Genomic DNA, 20124 nt, shown 5'->3' on the forward strand with positions numbered 1-20124 from the left:
GCGAGAGACCGAAGTGGCCTGACGTCTGGGGACGTTCGTCTGTACACAACTGGGGAGCTAAGGCCGTACGCCGACACCTGGTAATGCTCGCCGCGTCGGGCGTCCTGATCTCGGCGTTCTTCCTGTGCTCCTTCTACCTCCAGCACGTGCTCGGCTTCTCCGCGCTGCGGACCGGCCTGGTGTTCCTTCCGGTCGCCGTGGCCACCACCATCGGTGCCCACCTCGGATCCCAGGCCGTCGCGCGACTGGGCTGGCGGGCGACCTCCGGTGGCGGGCTCGCGATCGCCGCGGTCGGTGCGCTCCTGCTGACGGGGCTGGAGCGGGACGGCAACGCCTGGACCCAGGTGCTGCCCGGTTTCCTGCTGCTGGCCTTCGGCTTGGGCGCCGCCTTCGTCTGTGCCATCACCAGTGCGATGCACGGGGTGGAGCACCGTGACGCGGGCCTCGGCTCCGGACTGGTCAACACCGGCCACGAGCTGGGTGCCGCCCTCGGTGTCGCGGTGGTGGCGGCCGTCGCCGGCGCGAGCCTGGACGGCGGTGGGGGAGCCGGTGTCCCGTCCGTCGACGGTTTCGGTGTCGCGTTCGCGACCTGTGCGGTCATCTCCGTCGTGGCAGCCGTGGCCAGTCTGGCGCTGCTCCCCAAGGGCCGCCCGGATCCGTCGGCGGGGCCCGTGTTCGCTCACTGAGCGCAATATTTGCACCCCGTCGGGAAAACCTCCCGACGGGGTGACCCAGGCATGCCCATTAAGTTTTCCATGGCAAACACGGCAAACGGCTTACCCAGAAAAACCTTGACTCCCCACGCTCCTATGGTCAATAGTAGGCGCGGTTCTTGGCTGAAATTGCCGACCCAGGGGGAGGAAACGTGCAAGGTGAACGCCAAGGTGCGGATGAGGACTGTAGTAACGTTCTGATCGTCGACCCCGACCCGTCGTCGCGGGCATTACTCCGGCGCTTCGTGGAGTCCGGAGGAGGGGGCGGGCGAGTGACCTCGGCGGCCTCCGCCGCCGACATTCCGCTCGATCAAGTGAGCCGGCCGCTCAGTCTCTTTCTCTCGTCGGACGTCGGGGTGCGGGATCTCTCGCTGCTCGGCCCCATGCTCGCCGACCGGTCCACTCATGTGGTCCTGATCGTGCGGTCCCTGATGCAGGGACAGCTGGACACGGCGCAGTGGGTGCTCGCCGATGTCGTACTGCGCCTGGACGACCTCCAGAGCGCCGAGCTCAACGAAGTCCTCGGGCCGCAGCGCCGGGGCACGGTAGCCATCTCTCCCGAGGCGTTGCGCCAGGTCGTGCAGCTGGCCTCCGCGGCAACGGAGGCGGAACCCCGGCGTCCCCGGCTCACCGAGCGGGAGACGGAGACCCTCTGGGGAGTGGCCCAGGGTTTGAGCAACCGCCAGATCGCCCGGGTCATGGGAATCACCGAGCACGGCGTCAAGCGCCATCTCGCCAACGCCATGGGCAAGCTGAACTGCCAGAACAGAGCCTCGGCCGTCGCTGTCGCCCTGCGCAGCGGACTGCTGCGGCTCAGCGACGTGGGGAGCGGCGTCTCCTGACGCCTCCACCGGACGAACCGGCCGGCACCACACGTCCGGGCCGGGTCCGCTCGATCATCCAGCTCGATCACCAGAAACAGTCGCCGTCGCGCCGTCGGGCCGCGCCGGGCGTGCGAGGACAGTAGGGCAGGTTTCATATATGGCACAGAATCGATTTGCCGAAATGCGTGGCGAAGGAATACAGCTGCGCCTGACACACCTTGCTTCTGCCCCCGAATTGCCTGCGGCATCGCAATCGGGAAGGATTGCAGAAACCGATTTCGCTCGATACCCGAGTCGGACCGAGGGCACCGACTGGGAATCACTCCTGAAGACGGCGAGCGGCCGAGGTGTCACCCCGGCCGCAGCCGTGGTGACAGCTGCCGCCGATGCGCTGCGCCTGTGGTCCAGGCGGCCCGACTTCTCGCTCGACCTCGTCCCGCCGGACCGGAGCGGCGTCCACCCGCTCACCTTCGACGTATGCCCCGGGGGCGACTCGTTCGCCGCACGCGCCGAGCGCGTCCAGCGGCAGCTCGACCGGCGTGGCCGAGGGACCCGTGCCCTCCCTCAGCTGCCGCCTCGCCGAACAGGACGGCGGCCTTGCGGTCACCTGGGAGATCCAGCCGGCCCAGTTCCCCGCCGGACTGCCCGACGACCTCGCGGGTGTCTGCTCGGAGCTGCTGAACCGGCTGTCCCGCGACCCCGGGGCGTGGGACGCCCCCGGCAGGATCGCGTCCCTGCCGCAGTGGCAGCGGGACGAACGGGACGGCGCCAACCGGACGGCCGCCGACATCCCGGCCGCGACCCTCTGCGGCCTCGTGGAGGCACAGGCGGCCGAAACCCCGGACGCGGTCGCGGTACTCGCGGAGGACGGCCGGCTCACCTACCGCGAGGTCGTGACCGGCGCCCGGCGGCTCGCCCGCCGCCTCACCGCACTCGGCGCGACACCGGGCCAACTCGTCGCCGTGGTCGTCGAGAAGAGCGCCGCGCAGGTCCCGGCCGTGCTGGGCGTCACCCTCTCCCGGGCCGCGTACCTGCCCATCGACCCGCAGTGGCCCGCCGCCCGGCGTGCCCAGCTGGTCGAGCAGGGCGGCGTGCGGATCGTGGTCACCACTCCGCGGCTGCGGGACCAGCTCGACTGGCCCGCCGGTCTGACGCTGGTGACGCTCGACGACCCAGAGGTGCGCGCGGCCGCCTCCGGCCCGCTGGACGTCGCACCCGGCCCCGACGACCTGGCGTACGTGATCTTCACCTCCGGCTCGACCGGGCAGCCCAAGGGTGTGGTCATCGACCACCGCGGCGCGGCCAACACCGTCCAGGACATCAACCAGCGCTTCGGCGTCGGGCCCACCGACCGCGTGCTCGCGCTCTCGTCGCTCAGCTTCGACCTCTCCGTCTACGACATCTTCGGCGCGCTCGCGGCCGGAGCGGCGCTCGTGATGCCCGCCCCGGGCCGGGCCCACGATCCGGAGCACTGGTCGCAACTGGTCGAGCGCCACGGTGTGACGGTCTGGAACTCGGTGCCCGCCCTGATGCGCGTCTGGCTGGAGGCGCCCACCCCGGTGCCCGCCTCGGCGCCGCTGCGTCTGGTCATGCTCAGCGGCGACTGGATACCGGTGTCACTGCCGGACACGATCCGCGCGTCGTACCCGGACACCCGGGTCATCAGCCTCGGCGGCGCAACCGAGGCGTCCATCTGGTCGGTGCACTACCCCATCGGCGAGGTACCGGAGGAGTGGAGCCGCATCCCGTACGGCAAACCACTCGCCAACCAGACGCTGCACGTGCTCGACCAGGCGCTCGACCCCTGTCCCGTGTGGACCACGGGCGAGATCCTCATCGGCGGCATCGGCGTGGCCAAGGGTTACTGGGCCGACCCGGTGCGGACCGCCGAGCGGTTCATCGTCCATCCCGTTTCGGGCGAGACGCTCTACCGCACGGGTGACGTGGGCCGCTATCTGCCCGGCGGCGACATCGAGTTCCTCGGCCGCGAGGACACCCAGGTCAAGGTCAACGGCTACCGCATCGAACTCGACGAGATCGCCGCCGTACTCCGCCGGCAGCCCGGCGTGAACGAGGCCGTCATCACCGTCGACACCAACCCCGCGACCCACCGCGGCCAGCTCGTCGCCTACGTCGTGCCCGAGGACGGTGCGGCCGGCCCGGGGGGCGGTCCTGGCACCGATCCCGCGCTCGCGTGGCCGGCGGTACTCGAAGCGGCACAGTCCGAACTGCGGCAGGCCACCGGGGAACTCGCCCCCGCCATCGAGACGTTCCGCGGTCTCTGGCACCGGCTGGAAGCCCTCGCCCCCTCCGTCATGGCCCGTACCTTCGCCCGGCTCGGCGTCTTCACCACCGCCGGAGAGCCGGCCGACGCGGACCGGCTCGTCGAACACCACGGTGTCCGGCCCGTCTATCGCGGACTCGTCGGCCAGTGGATGCGCGTCCTCGCGGACCGCGGAATCCTGCGGGCCACCGGACGGGCCGGCGAGTACCTCGCCGTACAGGCCCTGGACGCCCGCCTGCTGGAGCAGGAGATCAGCGCCGCGCTCGGGGACATCGAGGCGAGCGGGCCCGACCGGACGCTGCTGGAGTACTTCACCGCCTGCATCGACCGCCAGGTCCCGCTGCTGCACGGCGAGGTACGGCCGCTGCAGCTTCTCCTGCCCGACGGCGACTGGCGCGTCACCGACGCGCTGTACGCCGCCAACCCGGCCGCCCAGGTGCAGAACCGGATCGCCGCGCAGGCCGTCCGCCGCTTCGTGGAGCAGTACCCGGCCGACCGCAAGGTCCGGATTCTGGAAGTCGGCGCGGGTACCGGATCGACCTCGGACCGTGTGCTTCCCGCACTGCCGGCCGACCGGGTCGAGTACCGCTTCACCGACCTGTCGACCGCGTTCACCGAGTCCGCGAGAAGGCGCTACGAGAGCGTCTATCCCTTTGTCGGCTACGGGCTGTTCGACATCGACGCCGACCCCGCCCCGCAGGGCCTGGCGGCCGGGTGCGCCGACGTCGTCGTCGCGGCGAACGTGCTGCACGACGCCAAGGACCTGACGAAGAGCCTGGCCGCCATCCGGCGGCTGCTCACCGCGGACGGCGTCCTCGTGCTGATCGAGGGGACGTTCAACTCACCGCTCAACATGATCAGTTTCGCCTTCCTCGAAGGCTTCGGGAACTACCAGGACCAGCGCGAGGCCACCCTGCTGTCGGTGCCCGAGTGGCAGGAGCACCTGGCGGCCGCGGGGTTCTCCCGGTTCGCTCCGGTACCTGACGGCGCTCCGGCGGTGGACGCACTCGTCCAGCACGTCCTGATCGCGGGAGCGCCCGCCGGCCGTGAAGCCCTCGACCTGACGATGCTCAACAAGATCCTGGGTGACCTGCTGCCCGACTACATGGTCCCCCACCACTACCTGACGCTCGACGAACTGCCCCTGAGCGCCAACGGCAAGGTCGACCGCTCCGCCCTGCCGTCCCCCTGGCGAGAGTCGGCACCGGAGGACCGGACGCTGCCCCGGACCGAGCTGGAGCAACGGCTGTTCGCCATCTGGTGCGACGCACTGGGACGCGACGACTTCGGCATCGAGGACAACTTCTTCGACCTCGGCGGAGACTCGCTGCACGCGGTCCGCATGGTAGGCCGGTTCCGCACCGAGCTCGGCATCGAGCAGACCGGCGACGAGGCCATCGACATGCTCTTCGAGGCCCCGACGATCAAGGAACTGGCCGCCGTCCTGGCCGGGGACGCGGAGGCCGGGGACGCGGAGGTCCGGGGATGACCACGCACGCCCCCTTCCCGCTGACGCCCCTTCAGGAGGCGTACGTGGTGGGGATGTCCCGCATGGTGGAGCTGGGGGGATTCCTGCCGGGCTACTACGTCGAGCTCGACATGGTGAACCTCGATCCGTCCCGCGCCGAACGGGCCGTGGACCGACTGCTGCGCCGCCACGACCATCTGAGGGTCGTGATCGACCGGACGGGCACCCAACGGGTGATCCCCGTGGATGACATCCCGCCCTACCGGTTGCCGGTGACCGATCTGACCGATCTGAGCGGCCTCGACGACGAAGGCCGGGAGGCCGCACTCCGGGCGACCAGGGAGCGCATGTGCGAGCAGGGCGTCGACCCCGCCCGCGCGCCGCTCTTCGAGATCGTCGTCCACCGGGTACGGCCCCGGCGGTTCCGGGTCCACATCGCGATGAGCCTGCTCCTGCTCGACGGCCGCGGTATCCGCCAGGTCATGGACGAATGGCGGACCTTCTACCAGGATCCCGCTGCGAATCTGCCGCAACCGGCGCTCACCTACCGCGAGTGCCGGATGGAGCTGCTCGCCCACGAGAGCAGCCCGGAGTACCAGGAACAGTGGCGGTACTGGGAGCAGCGACTGGAGACCCTCCCGGACGCCCCCCGGCTGCCGTCGGCCGTGCAGCCCTCGGCCATCCGCACGGTCCGCTTCACCCGGCGCACCCACCGGCTCAGCGGCGACCAGTGGCAGCGGCTGTGCGTCGCCTTCCGCCGGCACCGCATCCTGCCGACCACCGCGCTGCTCCACGTGTTCGCCGAAGTGCTCGGCACGTGGGCGGAGAACCCGCACTTCTGCCTGAACATGCTGCACCAGAACTGGGCGACGTCCCGGCCCCAAATGGCAGGTGTGGTGGGCCAGTTCGGTGCCACCCTGCCCCTGGAGGTGGACCTGCGGCAGACCGGGGACTTCTGGCAGCGCGCCCGGAGCCTGCAAAAGCAGGTGCTGCGGGACCTTCAGCATGCCGATGTGGCCGGGGTACGGATCACACGTGAGCTCGCCGCCCGCCGGGGCTGGACCTCCCGCGCCGCACTGCCGTACGTCTTCACCAGCATGCTGAAGCCCTCGCCCCCGGCGGCGCCGGGGACTGCTCGGGAGCCGTGTGACCGTGAACGGCTCGCGTGCCGCGAGGTCACCAGTGATCTGCGGACCCCGCAGGTCCTGGTGGACAACCAGCTCCACGACGGGGCGAACGGCGGCGTGGACTGCGTCTGGGACGTCGTCGACGAGGCGTTCCCGCCCGGCCTGCCGGACCTCATGTTCGAGGCGTACGGACGCATGCTCGACACCCTCGCCGGCCCGGAGGGCGCGGAGCGGGAGCCGGACCCGGTCCCGGCCGGCCACCGGGCCGCGATCGCCGCGCTGAACGGCGATGTCTCGCCCGCTCCGCGGGAGCGCCTGGAGGACGGCTTCCTCCGCCGGGCGGCCGCGACGCCGGACGCCACCGCCGTCGTGAGCGCGCGTCGGACGCTCACCTATGGGGAGGTCGAAGCCCTCTCCCGGGGTGTGGCCCACTGGCTCGCCGGCCGGGGAGTGGGGCGCGGCGACATCGTGCCCGTGGTCATGGCCAAGGGCTGGGAACAGGTGGTCGCCGTCCTCGGTGTGCTGCGGGCAGGCGCGGCCTACTGCCCCGTCGACGCCGGGCTGCCGGCCGAGCGCGTCCAGTACCTGCTGGAGGCGTGTTCCGCACGCGTGGCGCTGGTGCAGTCCCACAGCGCCCCCGGCACCGACGCACTCGGGTCCCGGCCGGTCCTGGCCGTGGACGGGACGGAGCCGGCGTCGGCGCCGCTCCCGGACCACCCGGGCGACCCCGCCGACCTCGCCTACGTCATCTACACCTCGGGCTCGACGGGGCAGCCCAAGGGCGTCATGATCGAGCACGGGGCGGCGGTGAACACCGTCGCCGACATCAACCAGCGTCTCGCGCTGGGGCCCCGGGACCGCGTCTTCGGCATCTCCTCCCTGAGCTTCGACCTGTCCGTGTGGGACGTGTTCGGGGCGCTCGCCGCCGGCGCCGCCCTCGTGCTTCCGGCGGCGACGTCCCGGCCCGATCCGGTGGGCTGGGCCGAGGCGGCGGCCGCGCACGGGGCGACGGTCTGGAACTCGGTGCCCGCGCTGGCCCAGATGCTGGCCGAGGTGGTCGAGAAGAAGCCGGGAGCGGACGCGCCGCCGCTGCGTTCGGTCATGATGAGCGGCGACTGGATCCCGCTCGCGCTGCCGGACCGGCTGCGCGCCGTCTGGCCGGATGTGCGGCTCATCGCGATGGGCGGTGCGACGGAGGCGTCCATCTGGTCGAACATCCATGAAATCGACCACGTCGATCCCGACTGGCACAGCATTCCCTACGGCGTGCCGCTGCGGAACCAGACCATGCGGGTACTCGATCACCGGCTGGGCCTGCGCGCACCCTGGGCGGTCGGCCGTATCCACATCGGCGGAGTGGGGCTCAGCCGCGGGTACTGGCGGGACGAGGACCGGACGGCGGAACGCTTTGTTCGGCACCCGGAGACGGGGGAGCGGCTGTACTGGACGGGAGACCTCGGCTGTTACCGGCCGGACGGCACCATCGAGTTCCTCGGCCGCGAGGACCGTCAGCTGAAGATCCAGGGTTTCCGGGTCGAGCCCGGAGAGGTCGAAGCGGCGGTCCGCGAACACCCGGCCGTACGGGAGTGCGTGGTGAGCGGCGTGGAGGGCTCCGGCGGCCAGCGGCGCCTGGTGTCGCTCGTCGTCCCGCGCGCGGGTGAGGAGCTCGACAGCCGGACGGTGCGCAGCCACCTCCAGTCGCGGCTGCCGCACTACCTGATCCCCGGTCAGATCCATGTGCTGGACACCCTGCCGCTGACGCCCAACGGCAAGGTGGACGTCGCGGGAGCGCTGGCCGCCCTCGCCGCCCGGACGCGCCCCGCCCCGGGCACAGCGCCGGCGCACGAGGACGCGACCACCAGCGAGCTGCTGAAGCGGCTGAGCGCGCTCTGGGCGGAGCTGCTCGACGTCGACGTGGTCGAGCCGGACAGCGACTTCTTCGCCCTGGGCGGCAACTCGCTGCTCGCGCTGCGGCTGATCGGCCGTATCGACTCGGATCTCGGCGTCGAGCTGCAGTTCGGAGAGGTCTTCGAGGCCCCGACCGTACGGGCGCTCGCCGAGCGGATCGAGGAGCGCGACCGGGTTGCCTCCTGCCGCGTCATGCTGTCCGGCGGAGCCGCCGCGGACGGGGGACCGGAGCTCTTCCTCTTCCATCCCGTGGGTGGTTCGGTCACCAGCTACACGGCGCTGGCGCGCTCCTGGCCGGGTCCCGTCCACGCCTTCCAGAGCCGGGCTCTCGCCGAGGGCACGACAACCGCCCTCGATACGGATGTGACGGCCATGGCGACGGCCTACCGCGAGGAACTGCTGCGGGTGAAGCCCGAGGGGCCGTACGTACTGGGCGGCTGGTCGATGGGCGGCGTGCTCGCGTACGAGGTCGCCGCGAGGTTGGCCGCGGAGGGCCACGAGGCCGCCGTCTTCATGATCGACAGCGACCTCATGGAGCTCAGGGCGCCCGCCACCGAAGCGGACCGGCACCTGGAGTTCCTCGGTGACCTCGCCGGCGGGCAGCTGCCCGGGGCCGCACGGACCGCGGTACTGGCAGCCTCTCCCGACCGCCTCGTGGCGACCGGGGCGGGCGTCGCCGCCCGCCACGGGTGGATCCCCGAGGAGGCGGGCGTGCGCCAGTACGAGCTGCTGATGCGGGTCCACGCCCACAACCTGGCGATCCTGAGCGACCACCGGGCCGGCTCGTCACGGGTGCCCACCCTCCTGATCGTCGCCGGCGAGGTCGAACGGCCCGATCCGGTTCCGGCGTGGCGTGCCCTCTGCTCCGCGCTGGAGACGGAGGTCTGGCCGTACGACCACTACTCGGTCGTCGGCCCCGGCCCGCTCTCCGCCGTCGCCGAGCGGGTCACCGCCTGGCTCGACGGGCTCCACTCACACCACGGCAAGGGTTCTGACCATGAATGAACTGTCGAAGGACGACATCCGGCGCGCGGCGGCCGACGTGCTCGGTGTGGACGCCGACTCGATCCCTGATGCCGCGAACCTGATCGGGCACGGCATGGACTCCATCAGGATGATGAGGCTGGCGGGCGGCTGGCGGCGCGCCGGGGCTGCCGTGACCTTCCGCGAGCTGGCCGAACATCCCACCGTGGAGCACTGGTACGCGTTGCTGACGGCGACGAGCGCGGCTCCGCAGGCCGAGCCGCTCGCCGGGCCGAGTGCGGAACGGCACCTGGTCGACGGCGCGGCCGCCTTCGACCTCACACCGGTCCAACGGGCCTACTGGATAGGGCGCCGCGAGGGAATGACCCTCGGCGGCGTCGGGTGCCACGCCTTCCTGGAGCTCGACGGCAGCGCGATATCCCCCGACCGGCTGGACACCGCGGTACGGCGGGTTCTCGAGCGGCACGACATGCTGCGCGCCCGGTTCCTGGACGACGGCCGTCAGCTGATCCTCGACAAGAGCCCCTGGGCGGGCCTCGTCGTGCACGACCTCACCCGCTCCGGCGAGCAGGACGTCGAGCGGGGACTTGAGGAGCTGCGCTCGCGACTGTCCCACCGGCTGCTCGACGTCGGTGCCGGCGAGGTGTTCGACGTGCAGCTGACCCTGCTGCCGGGCGGCCGCACCCGTATCCACGTCAACATCGACCTGCTGGTGGCGGATGTCGCCAGTATCGAGCTCGTGCTTGCGGATCTGGCGACCGCCTACCAGGACCCGGAGCGGCTGCCGCCGGCTCCCGCGTACGGGTTCGCGCAGTACCTGCAGGACCACCGCACCTGGTGCGGCGCCCCCGGAACCCCCGGCAGCCCGCTGGCGGTCGCGCGCGATTTCTGGCGCGGCCGGCTCGCGGAGCTGCCCACGTCGGGGCCGGACCTGCCCCTCGCCGTACGCCCCGAGCACATCACCCGGCCGGTCTTCTCCCGGCGAGGCTTCCGGCTTGCCGCGGACGCCTGGGACCGCATCACCCGTCGCGCCGGTGAGCACGGTCTGACCGCCGCGATGGTCCTGGCGACCGCTTACGCGGAGGTGCTGGGCGCGTGGAGCGAGAACCGGCATTTCCTGCTCAACGTGCCGCTGTTCGACCGGCAGCCGCTGGATCCGGCCGTCAACGACATGGTGGCCGACTTCACCAGCCTCGTGCTGCTGGCCGTGGACCTGCGGCAGCCGGCCCCGTTCGCGCGGCGCGCCGGCGACCTGCAGCGTCAGCTTCAGGAGAACGTTTCGCACGCCCAGTACTCCACGCTGAACGTGCTGCAGGACCTGCGCCGGGCCAACGCCGGGAAACGCGCCGGCGCCCCGGTGGTGTTCGCGTGCAACCTCGGGTCGGCGTTCGTCCGCCCCGAAGTCCGGGACCGGCTGGGCGAATGGACGTGGATGCTGTCCCAGACCCCGCAGGTCTGGCTGGACCACCAGGTCTACAAGCTCGACGACGCGGTGCTGCTGGCCTGGGACGCCGTGGACGAGCTCTTCCCCGAGGGCCTGATGGACGACATGCTCCGCGCCTACGAGGAGCTGCTCCACCGGCTGGCGGACGAGGACAACGACTGGTCCGGCCCCGCCGCGGTGCGGTGACCAGGACCGACGAGACGACGGAGAGCGGACCATGACCGGACCCGTGCCGACCGACACCCGCTGGCTCCGGCGCTTCCACGCGTCGGACCGTGCCGCTGTCCGCCTGGTGTGCCTCCCGCACGCCGGCGGGGCGGCCGGCTTCTACTTCCCCTTCTCCAGGGCCCTTTCACCGGCCGTGGAGGTACTCGCCGTCCAGTACCCGGGCCGACAGGACCGCCGGTCGGAACCGGCACTCGATGACATCGCCGAGCTGACCGACGGGATCATGGAGGCACTGACGCCCCTGCTGGACGAACGGCCGCTCGCGCTGTTCGGCCACAGTATGGGGGCGGTGGTGGCCTACGAGACGGCCAGGCGCCTGGAGCACGAGCTGCAGGCACCGCCCGCCGTACTGTTCGCCTCCGGCCGCAGGGCCCCCTCTCGCCACCGGGACGAGTACGCGCATCTCAAGGACGACGAAGGGCTGGTGGACGAGCTGCGGACGCTCGACGGCACCGACGCGGAGGTGCTCGACGATCTCGACGTCCTGCGGATGGTCCTGCCCGCCGTACGGGTCGACTACCGGGCCATCGAGACGTACCGGCACCGGCCCGCACCCGAGCCGAGCTGCCCGGTCGCCGTGCTGCTGGGCGAGGACGATCCCAAGGTGACGCACGACGAGGCAGCTGCCTGGCGCCACCACACCACCGGCACCTGCACCCTGGACACCTTCCCCGGCGGCCACTTCTTCGTGCGCGACGTGGCAGCGGAGATCTCCGGCCTGATCGCGCACCGGCTGCGCCCGTTCATGCCGGCCCGGACGGTCTCTCAGTCCTGAACCGCGACGGCGGCGGCGTGGCCGTCACCCACGGCCACGTCGCTCACCGTCCAGCCCGGCGGTGCGGCCGCCCCCTCGGGCACGGCACCCACGTAGTCCAGCGAGGGGGCACGCACCAGCCCGGTGCCCAGCCCCTTCAGATAGGCCTCCTTGCGCGCCCAGACCCGAGCGAACGCGAACGGGCGCTCCGCCGCGTCGAAACCGCTCAACTCGGCGGTCTCCCGCGGGTGCAGCAGCACGGCGATCTCGTCGGCGGCCGCGAGTTCCGGGACGGTCTCCACGTCCACGCCCACCGGCGTCGACGCGAAGGCGAACAGGCAGAGCCCCTCAGTGTGGGAGAGCGAGAAGTGCAGGGGGTTGCCGCGTACCACGGGACGCCCGTGCGGTTTCCGGCACGACGGGCACGGCAACCGGTCCAGCGGCACGTCCGCCGGGTCCGTACCCAGGTAGGCGCCCAGCAGCAGACGCAGACCGACATGCGCGGCCAGATACGTGTCCCTGTCGCCGGCCCGATGGAACCGCGCCGCCCGTTCCTGCTCGCCGCTGTCGAGCACGGAGCCGGCCAGCCGGTCCATCACGGACCGGAACTCGTCCGGGACCACCAGCCAGAGCCGGGGCTTCTCGCCCGCCGCGGGGGGCACCAACGGCTGCTCCCACACCCCGGCCCGCAGTACCGCGGGTTGCTGCCTCGCGTCGTCGATCACCGACGCAGCATACGGAAGGCCGGGCGCGCGGCTGCACTGCCCTTCAGCCGCGAGAGACGCACTCCACGCGCTGCGGTGAGCCGGTCCCGTCGGCACAGCGATCGGAGGTCTGGTCGTGTGAGACGTAGAAGCCCAGCATCAGCCAGCCCGCCAGGACCAGGAGCACGAGGGCGGCGGCGATCATGAGCCATGCGGGAGCCGTTCGGCTGAGGCTCCTGCGCGTGCGTGGTGGCCAGGGCACCGGCGTGCCTCCTGTGATGCGGACCGGTGGATCGGTGCCCACATTAAGCCGTATCTGTGCAATGGCCCGACAGGGGCGGTGCAGGAAAGTGCGAAGCGACGAAAGCCGGGCTTCGCGGCTTCCTGGCTCGGGTCGGCCCGACCGCGGATTCTTCAAAGATTCGGTACCCGGGGTGAGTTGAAGGCGCGTTGAAGGCGAGTTCATTGAGCGGACGCCCAGTCAACCGGCGCGGTTCCTGAACTAAGATCCCCACGGGGGAGGCGGGGGTGCCTCCGAAAACGATTCGGTGGACTTTCGTGCGCATACTTCTGGTGGAGGACGACGAGCACGTCGCTGACGCGCTCGCAGAGATCCTCAGGCAGCACGGTCATGCCGTCACCTGGGCGCCTACGGGAACCCGGGCGGTGGACACGGCGGGCGAGACGGAGTTCGTCCTGCTGGACCTGAACCTTCCCGACCTCGACGGGTACGAGGTGTGCCGCCGGATCCGGGCCGTTTCCACGGTTCCCATCATCGCGGTGACCGCACGCTCGGAGGAACTCGACCGGGTGCTGCTGCTTCAGGCCGGTGCCGACGACTACGTCGTCAAGCCCTATGGCATTCGCGAGCTCCTGGCGCGGATCGAAGCGGTCATGAGGCGCAGCGGGCCTCCCACGGCCCCGGGCGGCGACTCCCGCTCCCTGGTCGAGGTGGGGCCTCTGTCGATCGATGTCCGGGCCCGGCAGGTGACCCTCGCCGGCCGGCCCCTGACCCTGACCGCCAAGGAATTCGACCTCCTGGTGATGCTGGCCGGCGACTGCGGGGCCGTACTGACCAGGGAGTCGATCATCGCGCGGGTGTGGGACGAGAACTGGTACGGATCCACCCGGACGCTGGACGTCCATGTCGCGGCCCTGCGCACGAAGCTCGGTGACAAACGGTGGATCGACACGGTTCGCGGTGTCGGCTTCCGGCTCAGCGAACCCGACCAGTGAGGGATGCGGCGTGCAGATACGGCTGTTGATCACGTACCTGTCGCTCACCGCGCTGATCCTGCTGATGATGGGTGTCCCGCTGGCGCTCAGCTACTCACTCAACGAATACCACCATCTGGTGACGGTCCGTCATCAGAACGTCCAGAGTTTCGCCAAGGACGCCGGGCCGGTACTGACCGGGGAGTCCCCCGACGATCTCGAAGACCGGATCCGGAGCTACGACCGGCGCCACGACACCGCGATCGTCGTCGTGGACCGCGGCGGCCGGATCATCCTGACCTCCAGGGCCGGGACCACCGCCGGGACAACCGGTGTGGCAGACACGCTCCGTCCACGCCTGAGCAGCGCGACGCGCGGCGTGAGCACCGGCATGGCCCATCGCCGCGGCTACACCCTCCGACCGCAGCCGGTGCTCTTCGCCGAGCCGGTCTACCGGGGCGAGGTCGTGGTCGGCGCGGTCGGCGCCATCGTCTTCACTGCCGCGCTGCAGGACGACATCGTCGACCACGTGCTCATCCTCCTGGTGGTGGCGGCGCTGGCGCTCACTGCCGTGGCGCTCGCCGGGATCCCGTTGAGCCGGTGGCTGCTCCGGCCGATCGAGCGACTCGACAGGACTGCTCAGGCCATCGCCGACGGCGCCTACGACGTCCGCGCCCAGTACACGGACGGCCCGCCGGAGATACGCCGGCTCTTCCGGGCGTTCGACCGGATGGCGGACCGGCTCGTCACGCTGCTCGACGCCCAACGGGCCTTCGTGGCGGACGCGTCGCACCAGATGCGCAACCCGCTGACCGCGCTGCGGCTCCGCGTGGAGGCGCTGGAAACATGGGTACGGCCCGAGGGCGGGCGGCAGCTCGAACAGGCCGTTGCCGAGGCCGAGCGACTGTCCGCCATCCTCGACCAGATGCTGCGTCTGGCACGGGCGGAGGGCATGGACCAGCCCGTGCAGCCCGTTGACGTCGACGCCGTCGTGGCCGAGCGGGTCGTCGCCTGGAGCGAGGCGGCCTCCCGCAAGGGCGTGGAACTGGTCGCGTCCGAGCCGGCCGGCGACGCCGTGTGCGCCTGCGTCCCGGGGCACCTGGAGCAAGTACTCGACGTCCTCATCGACAACGCGCTCCACGTCTCCGGCGAGGGGACGACCGTCGTCGTCCGGTCCGGGACCGCCGGCGACACCGTCCGCGTACACGTCATCGACGAGGGCCCGGGCATGACACCGGAGGAGTGCCGCCGTGCCCTCGACCGGTTCTGGCGGGGCAGCGACTCCGCCGACCGGGAGGGGTCCGGCCTCGGCCTGGCCATCGCCCACGCGCTCGCGGAGGCCAACAGCGGCTCACTGCGCCTGGAACCGGTCGGCGCACCGTCCCATGGCGTGGACGCGCAGGTGACGCTACCGCGGTGGTCTCACCCCCAGCAGCGGTAGGACACGTGCCTGTCAGGTCCTTGCAGTTTCTTAACGTTCCGCTGCGGCGCTGCTGACCTGCGCGCCCATACGGTCGGTCGCAATCGAACAGCGAGGCGACTCGTCCGACCACGGGGGTAGCGTTGACAGTGCAGGCGCCTGATTTCACCCAGTTCCAGCTCGACAGATACTCGCGGCAGATCCGGCAGGACGGCTTCGGCCTCGACGGCCAGCGACGGCTGCGGGACGCACACGTCGTCATCTCGCGCGGCGGAGGCGTCGGCGGAACGGTCGCCGCGCACCTGGCGATGGCCGGGGTGGGCCGGCTGACCGTCGCCCACGGAGGCACGGTGGTGCCGGAGTTCCTCAACCGCTGGCTGCTCGCCTCGGCCGACGACCTGGGCAGGCCGTGCGCGGACGCGTTCGCCGACACGCTCCGCCGGATCAATCCCGAGGTCGACGTCACCACGATTGCCGAGTACGTCACCCCGGACAATGTGCGCTCGATCGTGGGCGACGCCGACCTCATCGCGGACGGCGCACCCCTGTTCGAGGAGCGCTACGCCCTCAACCAGGCCGCAGTCGACCTGGGCATCCCGCTCGTGTCCGGTGCGATGTACGACACCGAGGGCTACGTCATGACCGTGCGGCCCGGCCGGACGCCGTGCCTGACCTGTGTCTACCCGCAGAAGCCGGACTACTGGAACGACATCGGCGTGTTCCCGGTGATGAGTCCGGCCTCCGGCCTGGTCGGCACCATGACCGCCATGGAGGCGATCAAGGTGATCACCGGATTCGCGGAGCCGCTCGACTCGCAGTTGATGTACTTCGACCTCCGCACGAACATGACCCGCCTCCTCAACGTGCTGCGGCGGCCCGACTGCCAGACCTGCGGCAGCCTCGTCGTAGCCCACTCCTGAACCCGAAGGAAATCCGGTCATGCCCAGACTCTTCATCCCGACGATCATGCGACGTCACACCGACGGCCGGGCCACGGCCGAGGTGTCCGGAACCACGGTGGCCGAGGCCTTCGAGGACTTCGCGGCCCGTTACCCGGCCGTCCGGAGCCTGCTCCGCGACAGCGCCGGGCGACTGCTCCCGCACATCAACGTCTTCGTGAACGGTGACGACATCCGGGGGCTCGACGGTGAGACGACCGCCGTGACCGACCGGGACGAGGTCCACGTGATCCCCGCGATGGCCGGAGGTGCGCGATAGCCGGCACCACGCGGCGAGGTTTCCTCATCGCCGTCGCCACAGTCCTCCTGGGCTCCGTCGTCACCGCCTGCTCGGACGCCGGCCGGTCCGGCGAGGGAGCACCGAAGACCGTCACGGTCTTCGCGGCAGCCTCCCTCGGCGGCGCCCTGGAGGAGGTCAAGACGGAGTTCCACAAGAAGCACCCGGAGTTGGACGTACGGCTGAACCTCGGCAGTTCCTCGACGCTGGTGACGCAGCTGAGCAACGGAGCGCCCGGTGATGTCTTCGCGTCCGCGGACGAACCCACCATGCGCAAGGCCGTCGACAAGAAGCTGACCGAGGGCCGGACCGAGATTTTCGCACGCAACTCGCTGAGCCTGCTGGTGAGGAAGGGCAACCCCAAGAAGATCACCGGTCTCGGTGACCTCGGCCGGCCCGGTCTGACCGTATCGATGTGCGGCCCTCAGGTCCCCGTCGGCCGCTACGCACGGCAGGCACTGGAGCGGGCGGGGGTGGCCGTCCCCAAGGGCGGCGAGGAACTCGACGTCAAACAGGTCGTCAGCCGCGTCACCATGGGCGAGGCCGACGTAGGGGTCGTGTACGCCACCGAGGTACTGGGGGCCAAGGGCAAGGCCGACGGAGTCTCCATACCGGCCGCCCAGAACGTCGACGCCCACTACCCGGTGGGCCTGCTCAACACCGGTGACAACGCGTCCGGTGGCCGGCTCTTCAAGGAGTACCTCCTGTCGGCGGAGGCCCGGCGAATCCTGCAGCGCCACGGCTTCCTGGCACCGGCATGAGCACCACGTTCAAACTGGAACCGGACGGCCCGGTGGAGGAGTTGACGCCGCTGCCGCCACCGCGGGCCCGCCGCTCGCGGTGGCTGCCCGTCACCTTCATGGTGCTGGGCGGCATCGGCATCCTCGTCTTCGCCGCTCCGCTCGCGGCGCTGCTGCTGCGCGTGCCGTGGGGGGAGGCGGCGACGCAGCTCTGGTCACCGGAGACCCGGGCCGCACTGAGCGTGTCCCTGCTGTGCTCGGTGTGCGCCACCGTGCTCTGCCTCGTGCTCGGCGTGCCCGTGGCATGGATCCTGGTGCGCACCGAGCTTCCGGGACGCTCGATCCTGCGTGCCGTCACCACGCTGCCGGTGGTACTGCCACCCGTCGTCGGCGGTGTGGCCCTGCTCCTCGCGTTCGGACGTGACGGTGTCTTCGGCCGGTTCCTCGACGAGACGTTCGGGATCAGGCTCGCCTTCTCGACGCACGGCGTGATCCTCGCCGAGACCTTCGTCGCCATGCCCTTCCTGGTGCTGACCGTGTGCGGCGCCCTGCAGTCGGCCGACCGGCGGATCGAAGAGGCCGCCCGCACCCTCGGTGCGAGCCAGTGGACGGTTTTCCGGCGCGTCACCCTGCCCCAGATCCGGCCTTCCCTGCTGTACGGGGCGGTCCTGTGCTGGGCGCGCGCACTCGGCGAGTTCGGCGCCACGATCACCTTCGCCGGCAATCTGCCGGGGACCACCCAGACACTTCCCCTCGCGGTCTACGTAGCCCTCGAACGAAGCCCGGAGGCGGCGATCGTACTCAGTCTGCTGCTCCTCGCGGTCTCCCTCAGCATCCTGATCGGTCTCCGCAAGCAGTGGGCAGGTGGACTGTGAGTCTTGACGCGGAGATACAGACCTCGGCCGGCACGTTCTCCATCGACGTCCCGCTCGACATCCCCGAGGGGCAGACGGTCGCCGTACTCGGGCCGAACGGTGCGGGCAAGAGCACACTGCTGCGCGCGCTGTGCGGGCTGCTCCCGCTCAGCGGGGGACGGCTCAGCCTGAACGGACACGTCCTCGACGACCCGGCCACCGGCACCTTCGTGCCGGCCGAGTGCCGCCCGGTAGGAGTCGTCTTCCAGGACCTCCGGCTGATCCCCCACCTGAGCGCGGTCGAGAACGTCGCCTTCGGGTTGCGGTGCCGCGGACTCTCCCGGGCCGAATGCCGCCGGCGGGCCGCCCAGTGGCTCGACCGGTTCGGGCTGGCCGACCGGGCCGCCGCCCGCCCACGTGAGTTGTCCGGCGGTCAGGCCCAGCGGGTCGCCCTGGCACGGGCGCTGGCCATCGCACCGGACCTGCTGCTGCTCGACGAGCCGCTGTCCGCGCTCGACGTCGGCCTGCGCGCGGACATGCGCAGGGACCTGCAAAGGGCGCTGGCGTCATTCCCCGGAGTCCGCCTCGTGGTAACCCACGATCCCACCGAGGCGTTCACCCTCGCCGACCAGCTGGTGATCATCGAGGGCGGCCGGGTGGTCCAGTCCGGAACCCCGGCCGAGGTCACCGCCCGGCCGCGCTCGCCCTACGTGGCCCGCTTCGTCGGCATCAACCTGCTCCGGGGCTGGGCCGACGGCGACCGGCTCACTGTGGAGGGCGGCCGTGGCCTGGTGGTCCCGAAGGGAGTCAGCGGCGACGTGTGGGCCGGTATCCACCCCCGCGCTGTGGCGCTGCACCGGAACGAGCCCGACGGTTCACCCCGCAATACATGGCGGTGCCGCGTCGAAAGCATGGATGTCGAACGGGACGTGCTGCGCGTGGCGTTGAGCGGCAAACCGTCCGTCGTCGCGGAGGTCACCACAGCGGCGTTCGCCGAACTCGACCTCGAACCGGGTGACGACGTCTGGGTCTCGGTCAAGGCTACCGAGATCGAGGTCTTCACGGCATGACACAAGCGCAAGACCGGGCGGGAGGCCGCACGGCGGCGGAGGTCTTCTGGGTCTTCCTGCGCGTCGGCGCGCTGTCCTTCGGCGGGCCCGCGGCCAACATGGCGCTGGTCCACAGCAAAGTGGTCCTCGGCCTGAAGTGGCTGGAGGAGCGCGAGTTCCTCGACCTGGTGGGCATGGTCACCGTCCTGCCCGGCCCGAACGCCGTCGAGATGGCCATGCACATCGGGCACCGCCGGGCCGGACGCGCCGGCTTCGTGCTCGGCGGCGTGGCGTTCGTCCTGCCCGGCGCCCTGCTGGCCGCCGTACTCGGCGCTCTGTACCTGCGCTTCGGAGCCACGTCCGCGGCGGCCGGGCTGCTGTACGGCATCAAGCCCGTGGTCATCGCGGTGACCGGCTGGTCCGTCATCCGACTGGCCAAGGGCGCGCGACCCGGGCCACCCCGCATCGCCCTGATCGCCGGCACCGCCGCGGTCTACCTCCTCGGGGTCGACGAACTGCTGCTGCTGGGCACCGCCGGTGCCCTCACGCTCGGCGCCCACTGGTGGCGCACCGGCCGGACCGGTAAGCCGTCGGTCATGCTCCTGCCCCTGGCGGGACCGGCGGAGAACGCCGACCTCCCGGCCCTTGCCGGGGTGTTCCTGAAGGCGGGTGCCCTGCTGTTCGGCGGCGGCGCGGTGCTCCTCGCCGTACTGCGCGGTGAACTCGTCGTCGACCGGGGCTGGATCACCGAGGAGCAGCTCCTCGACGCCGTCATGGTCGGCCAGGTGACACCGGGGCCGGTACTCAACACGGCCACCTTCCTCGGCTACACCCTGGCCGGACCGCTCGGGGCGCTCGTGGTGACCGTCGCCGTGGTTCTCCCCTCGTTCGTCCTCATGGCGGCCGCCGGACCGGCGCTGCGCCTGATCAGGAAGTACGCCCCGGCGCGCGCCGTACTGGACGGCGTGACGCTGGGCGCGATCGGCGTCCTCGCCGGATTCACCGTCGAACTGGGCCGCAGCGCGCTCGTCGACCCGTTCACCGCGGTGCTCGCGGCAGGTGCCGCGCTGGTGCTGTGGCGGCGCCCGTCGTCGGCCCTGCTGCTGGTCGGCGCGGGCGCCGGCATCGGGCTGCTGCGGCTCCTCGTCCACCACGTCCTCTGAAAGGAGGAG

At 71.1% G+C, this 20124-nt stretch carries 16 protein-coding genes; 14 read left to right on the forward strand and 2 right to left on the reverse strand.

The genetic code is table 11. The annotated features are described in order from the left end of the window. The 6 genes from ACWV17_RS21990 to ACWV17_RS22015 all read left to right on the forward strand — a co-directional run. Positions 1-686: MFS transporter (locus ACWV17_RS21990; RefSeq protein ID WP_455361102.1), on the forward strand; the 686-nt coding region annotated here is incomplete at its 5' end. A gap of 299 nt (positions 687-985) precedes the next feature. Then, entirely contained in the window at positions 986-1555 is a 570-nt protein-coding gene (locus ACWV17_RS21995; RefSeq protein WP_455353249.1) for a response regulator transcription factor, read from the forward strand. A gap of 521 nt (positions 1556-2076) precedes the next feature. Continuing rightward, positions 2077-5310 carry an amino acid adenylation domain-containing protein gene (locus ACWV17_RS22000; protein WP_455361103.1) on the forward strand — a complete coding sequence of 1078 codons (3234 nt, stop codon included), beginning with the start codon at positions 2077-2079 and terminating at the stop codon, positions 5308-5310. Continuing rightward, positions 5307-9329, forward strand: coding sequence for a non-ribosomal peptide synthetase (locus tag ACWV17_RS22005; protein WP_455361104.1), 4023 nt, complete (start codon positions 5307-5309; stop codon positions 9327-9329). Before ACWV17_RS22000 ends, ACWV17_RS22005 begins: the two co-directional genes overlap by 4 nt. Further along, on the forward strand, positions 9322-10938 hold the full coding sequence (locus ACWV17_RS22010) for a condensation domain-containing protein (RefSeq protein ID WP_455361105.1): 1617 nt from the start codon (positions 9322-9324) through the stop codon (positions 10936-10938). The genes ACWV17_RS22005 and ACWV17_RS22010 overlap by 8 nt, the downstream gene beginning before the upstream one ends. A gap of 31 nt (positions 10939-10969) precedes the next feature. Beyond that, on the forward strand, positions 10970-11755 hold the full coding sequence (locus ACWV17_RS22015) for a thioesterase II family protein (protein ID WP_455361106.1): 786 nt from the start codon (positions 10970-10972) through the stop codon (positions 11753-11755). Here ACWV17_RS22015 and ACWV17_RS22020 read toward each other — a convergent pair. Then, complete coding sequence (locus tag ACWV17_RS22020; protein WP_455361107.1) at positions 11746-12459, reverse strand: 4'-phosphopantetheinyl transferase family protein; 714 nt, start codon at positions 12457-12459, stop codon at positions 11746-11748. The genes ACWV17_RS22015 and ACWV17_RS22020 overlap by 10 nt on opposite strands. A gap of 43 nt (positions 12460-12502) precedes the next feature. Beyond that, complete coding sequence (locus ACWV17_RS22025) at positions 12503-12643, reverse strand: hypothetical protein (protein ID WP_455353243.1); 141 nt, start codon at positions 12641-12643, stop codon at positions 12503-12505. A 353-nt stretch (positions 12644-12996) separates the two neighbouring features. On the opposite strand from ACWV17_RS22025, the gene ACWV17_RS22030 reads away from it, so the two are divergent. From ACWV17_RS22030 to chrA, 8 genes are all read left to right on the forward strand, one after another. Continuing rightward, positions 12997-13674, forward strand: coding sequence for a response regulator transcription factor (locus ACWV17_RS22030; RefSeq protein WP_455353242.1), 678 nt, complete (start codon positions 12997-12999; stop codon positions 13672-13674). A 10-nt stretch (positions 13675-13684) separates the two neighbouring features. Further along, positions 13685-15094, forward strand: coding sequence for a sensor histidine kinase (locus ACWV17_RS22035; RefSeq protein ID WP_455361108.1), 1410 nt, complete (start codon positions 13685-13687; stop codon positions 15092-15094). Between the two features lie 128 nt (positions 15095-15222). Beyond that, positions 15223-15993: a HesA/MoeB/ThiF family protein gene (locus ACWV17_RS22040; protein ID WP_455361174.1), complete on the forward strand. Its 771-nt coding sequence runs from the start codon at positions 15223-15225 to the stop codon at positions 15991-15993. A 19-nt stretch (positions 15994-16012) separates the two neighbouring features. Continuing rightward, a complete protein-coding gene (locus ACWV17_RS22045; protein ID WP_455353240.1) occupies positions 16013-16291 on the forward strand; it encodes a MoaD/ThiS family protein in 279 nt (92 codons plus the stop codon). A 47-nt stretch (positions 16292-16338) separates the two neighbouring features. Further along, positions 16339-17070: a molybdate ABC transporter substrate-binding protein gene (gene modA, locus ACWV17_RS22050; protein ID WP_455361175.1), complete on the forward strand. Its 732-nt coding sequence runs from the start codon at positions 16339-16341 to the stop codon at positions 17068-17070. Next, positions 17067-17924: an ABC transporter permease gene (locus ACWV17_RS22055; RefSeq protein ID WP_455361109.1), complete on the forward strand. Its 858-nt coding sequence runs from the start codon at positions 17067-17069 to the stop codon at positions 17922-17924. Before modA ends, ACWV17_RS22055 begins: the two co-directional genes overlap by 4 nt. Continuing rightward, positions 17921-18973: an ABC transporter ATP-binding protein gene (locus tag ACWV17_RS22060; RefSeq protein ID WP_455361110.1), complete on the forward strand. Its 1053-nt coding sequence runs from the start codon at positions 17921-17923 to the stop codon at positions 18971-18973. Before ACWV17_RS22055 ends, ACWV17_RS22060 begins: the two co-directional genes overlap by 4 nt. After that, positions 18970-20115, forward strand: coding sequence for a chromate efflux transporter (gene chrA / locus ACWV17_RS22065; RefSeq protein ID WP_455361111.1), 1146 nt, complete (start codon positions 18970-18972; stop codon positions 20113-20115). Before ACWV17_RS22060 ends, chrA begins: the two co-directional genes overlap by 4 nt. The last annotated feature ends 9 nt before the right edge of the window (positions 20116-20124 follow it).

It is taken from the genome of Streptomyces mabaensis (assembly GCF_053763515.1).

Bases quoted from the DNA above. Each gene is read 5' to 3' on its own strand.
- ACWV17_RS22005 (WP_455361104.1), top strand. From the start codon at position 5,307: ATGACCACGCACGCCCCCTTCCCGCTGACGCCCCTTCAGGAGGCGTAC.
- ACWV17_RS22010 (WP_455361105.1), top strand. From the start codon at position 9,322: ATGAATGAACTGTCGAAGGACGACATCCGGCGCGCGGCGGCCGACGTG.
- ACWV17_RS22015 (WP_455361106.1), top strand. From the start codon at position 10,970: ATGACCGGACCCGTGCCGACCGACACCCGCTGGCTCCGGCGCTTCCAC.
- ACWV17_RS22025 (WP_455353243.1), bottom strand. From the start codon at position 12,643: ATGATCGCCGCCGCCCTCGTGCTCCTGGTCCTGGCGGGCTGGCTGATG.
- ACWV17_RS22045 (WP_455353240.1), top strand. From the start codon at position 16,013: ATGCCCAGACTCTTCATCCCGACGATCATGCGACGTCACACCGACGGC.
- ACWV17_RS22055 (WP_455361109.1), top strand. From the start codon at position 17,067: ATGAGCACCACGTTCAAACTGGAACCGGACGGCCCGGTGGAGGAGTTG.
- chrA (WP_455361111.1), top strand. From the start codon at position 18,970: ATGACACAAGCGCAAGACCGGGCGGGAGGCCGCACGGCGGCGGAGGTC.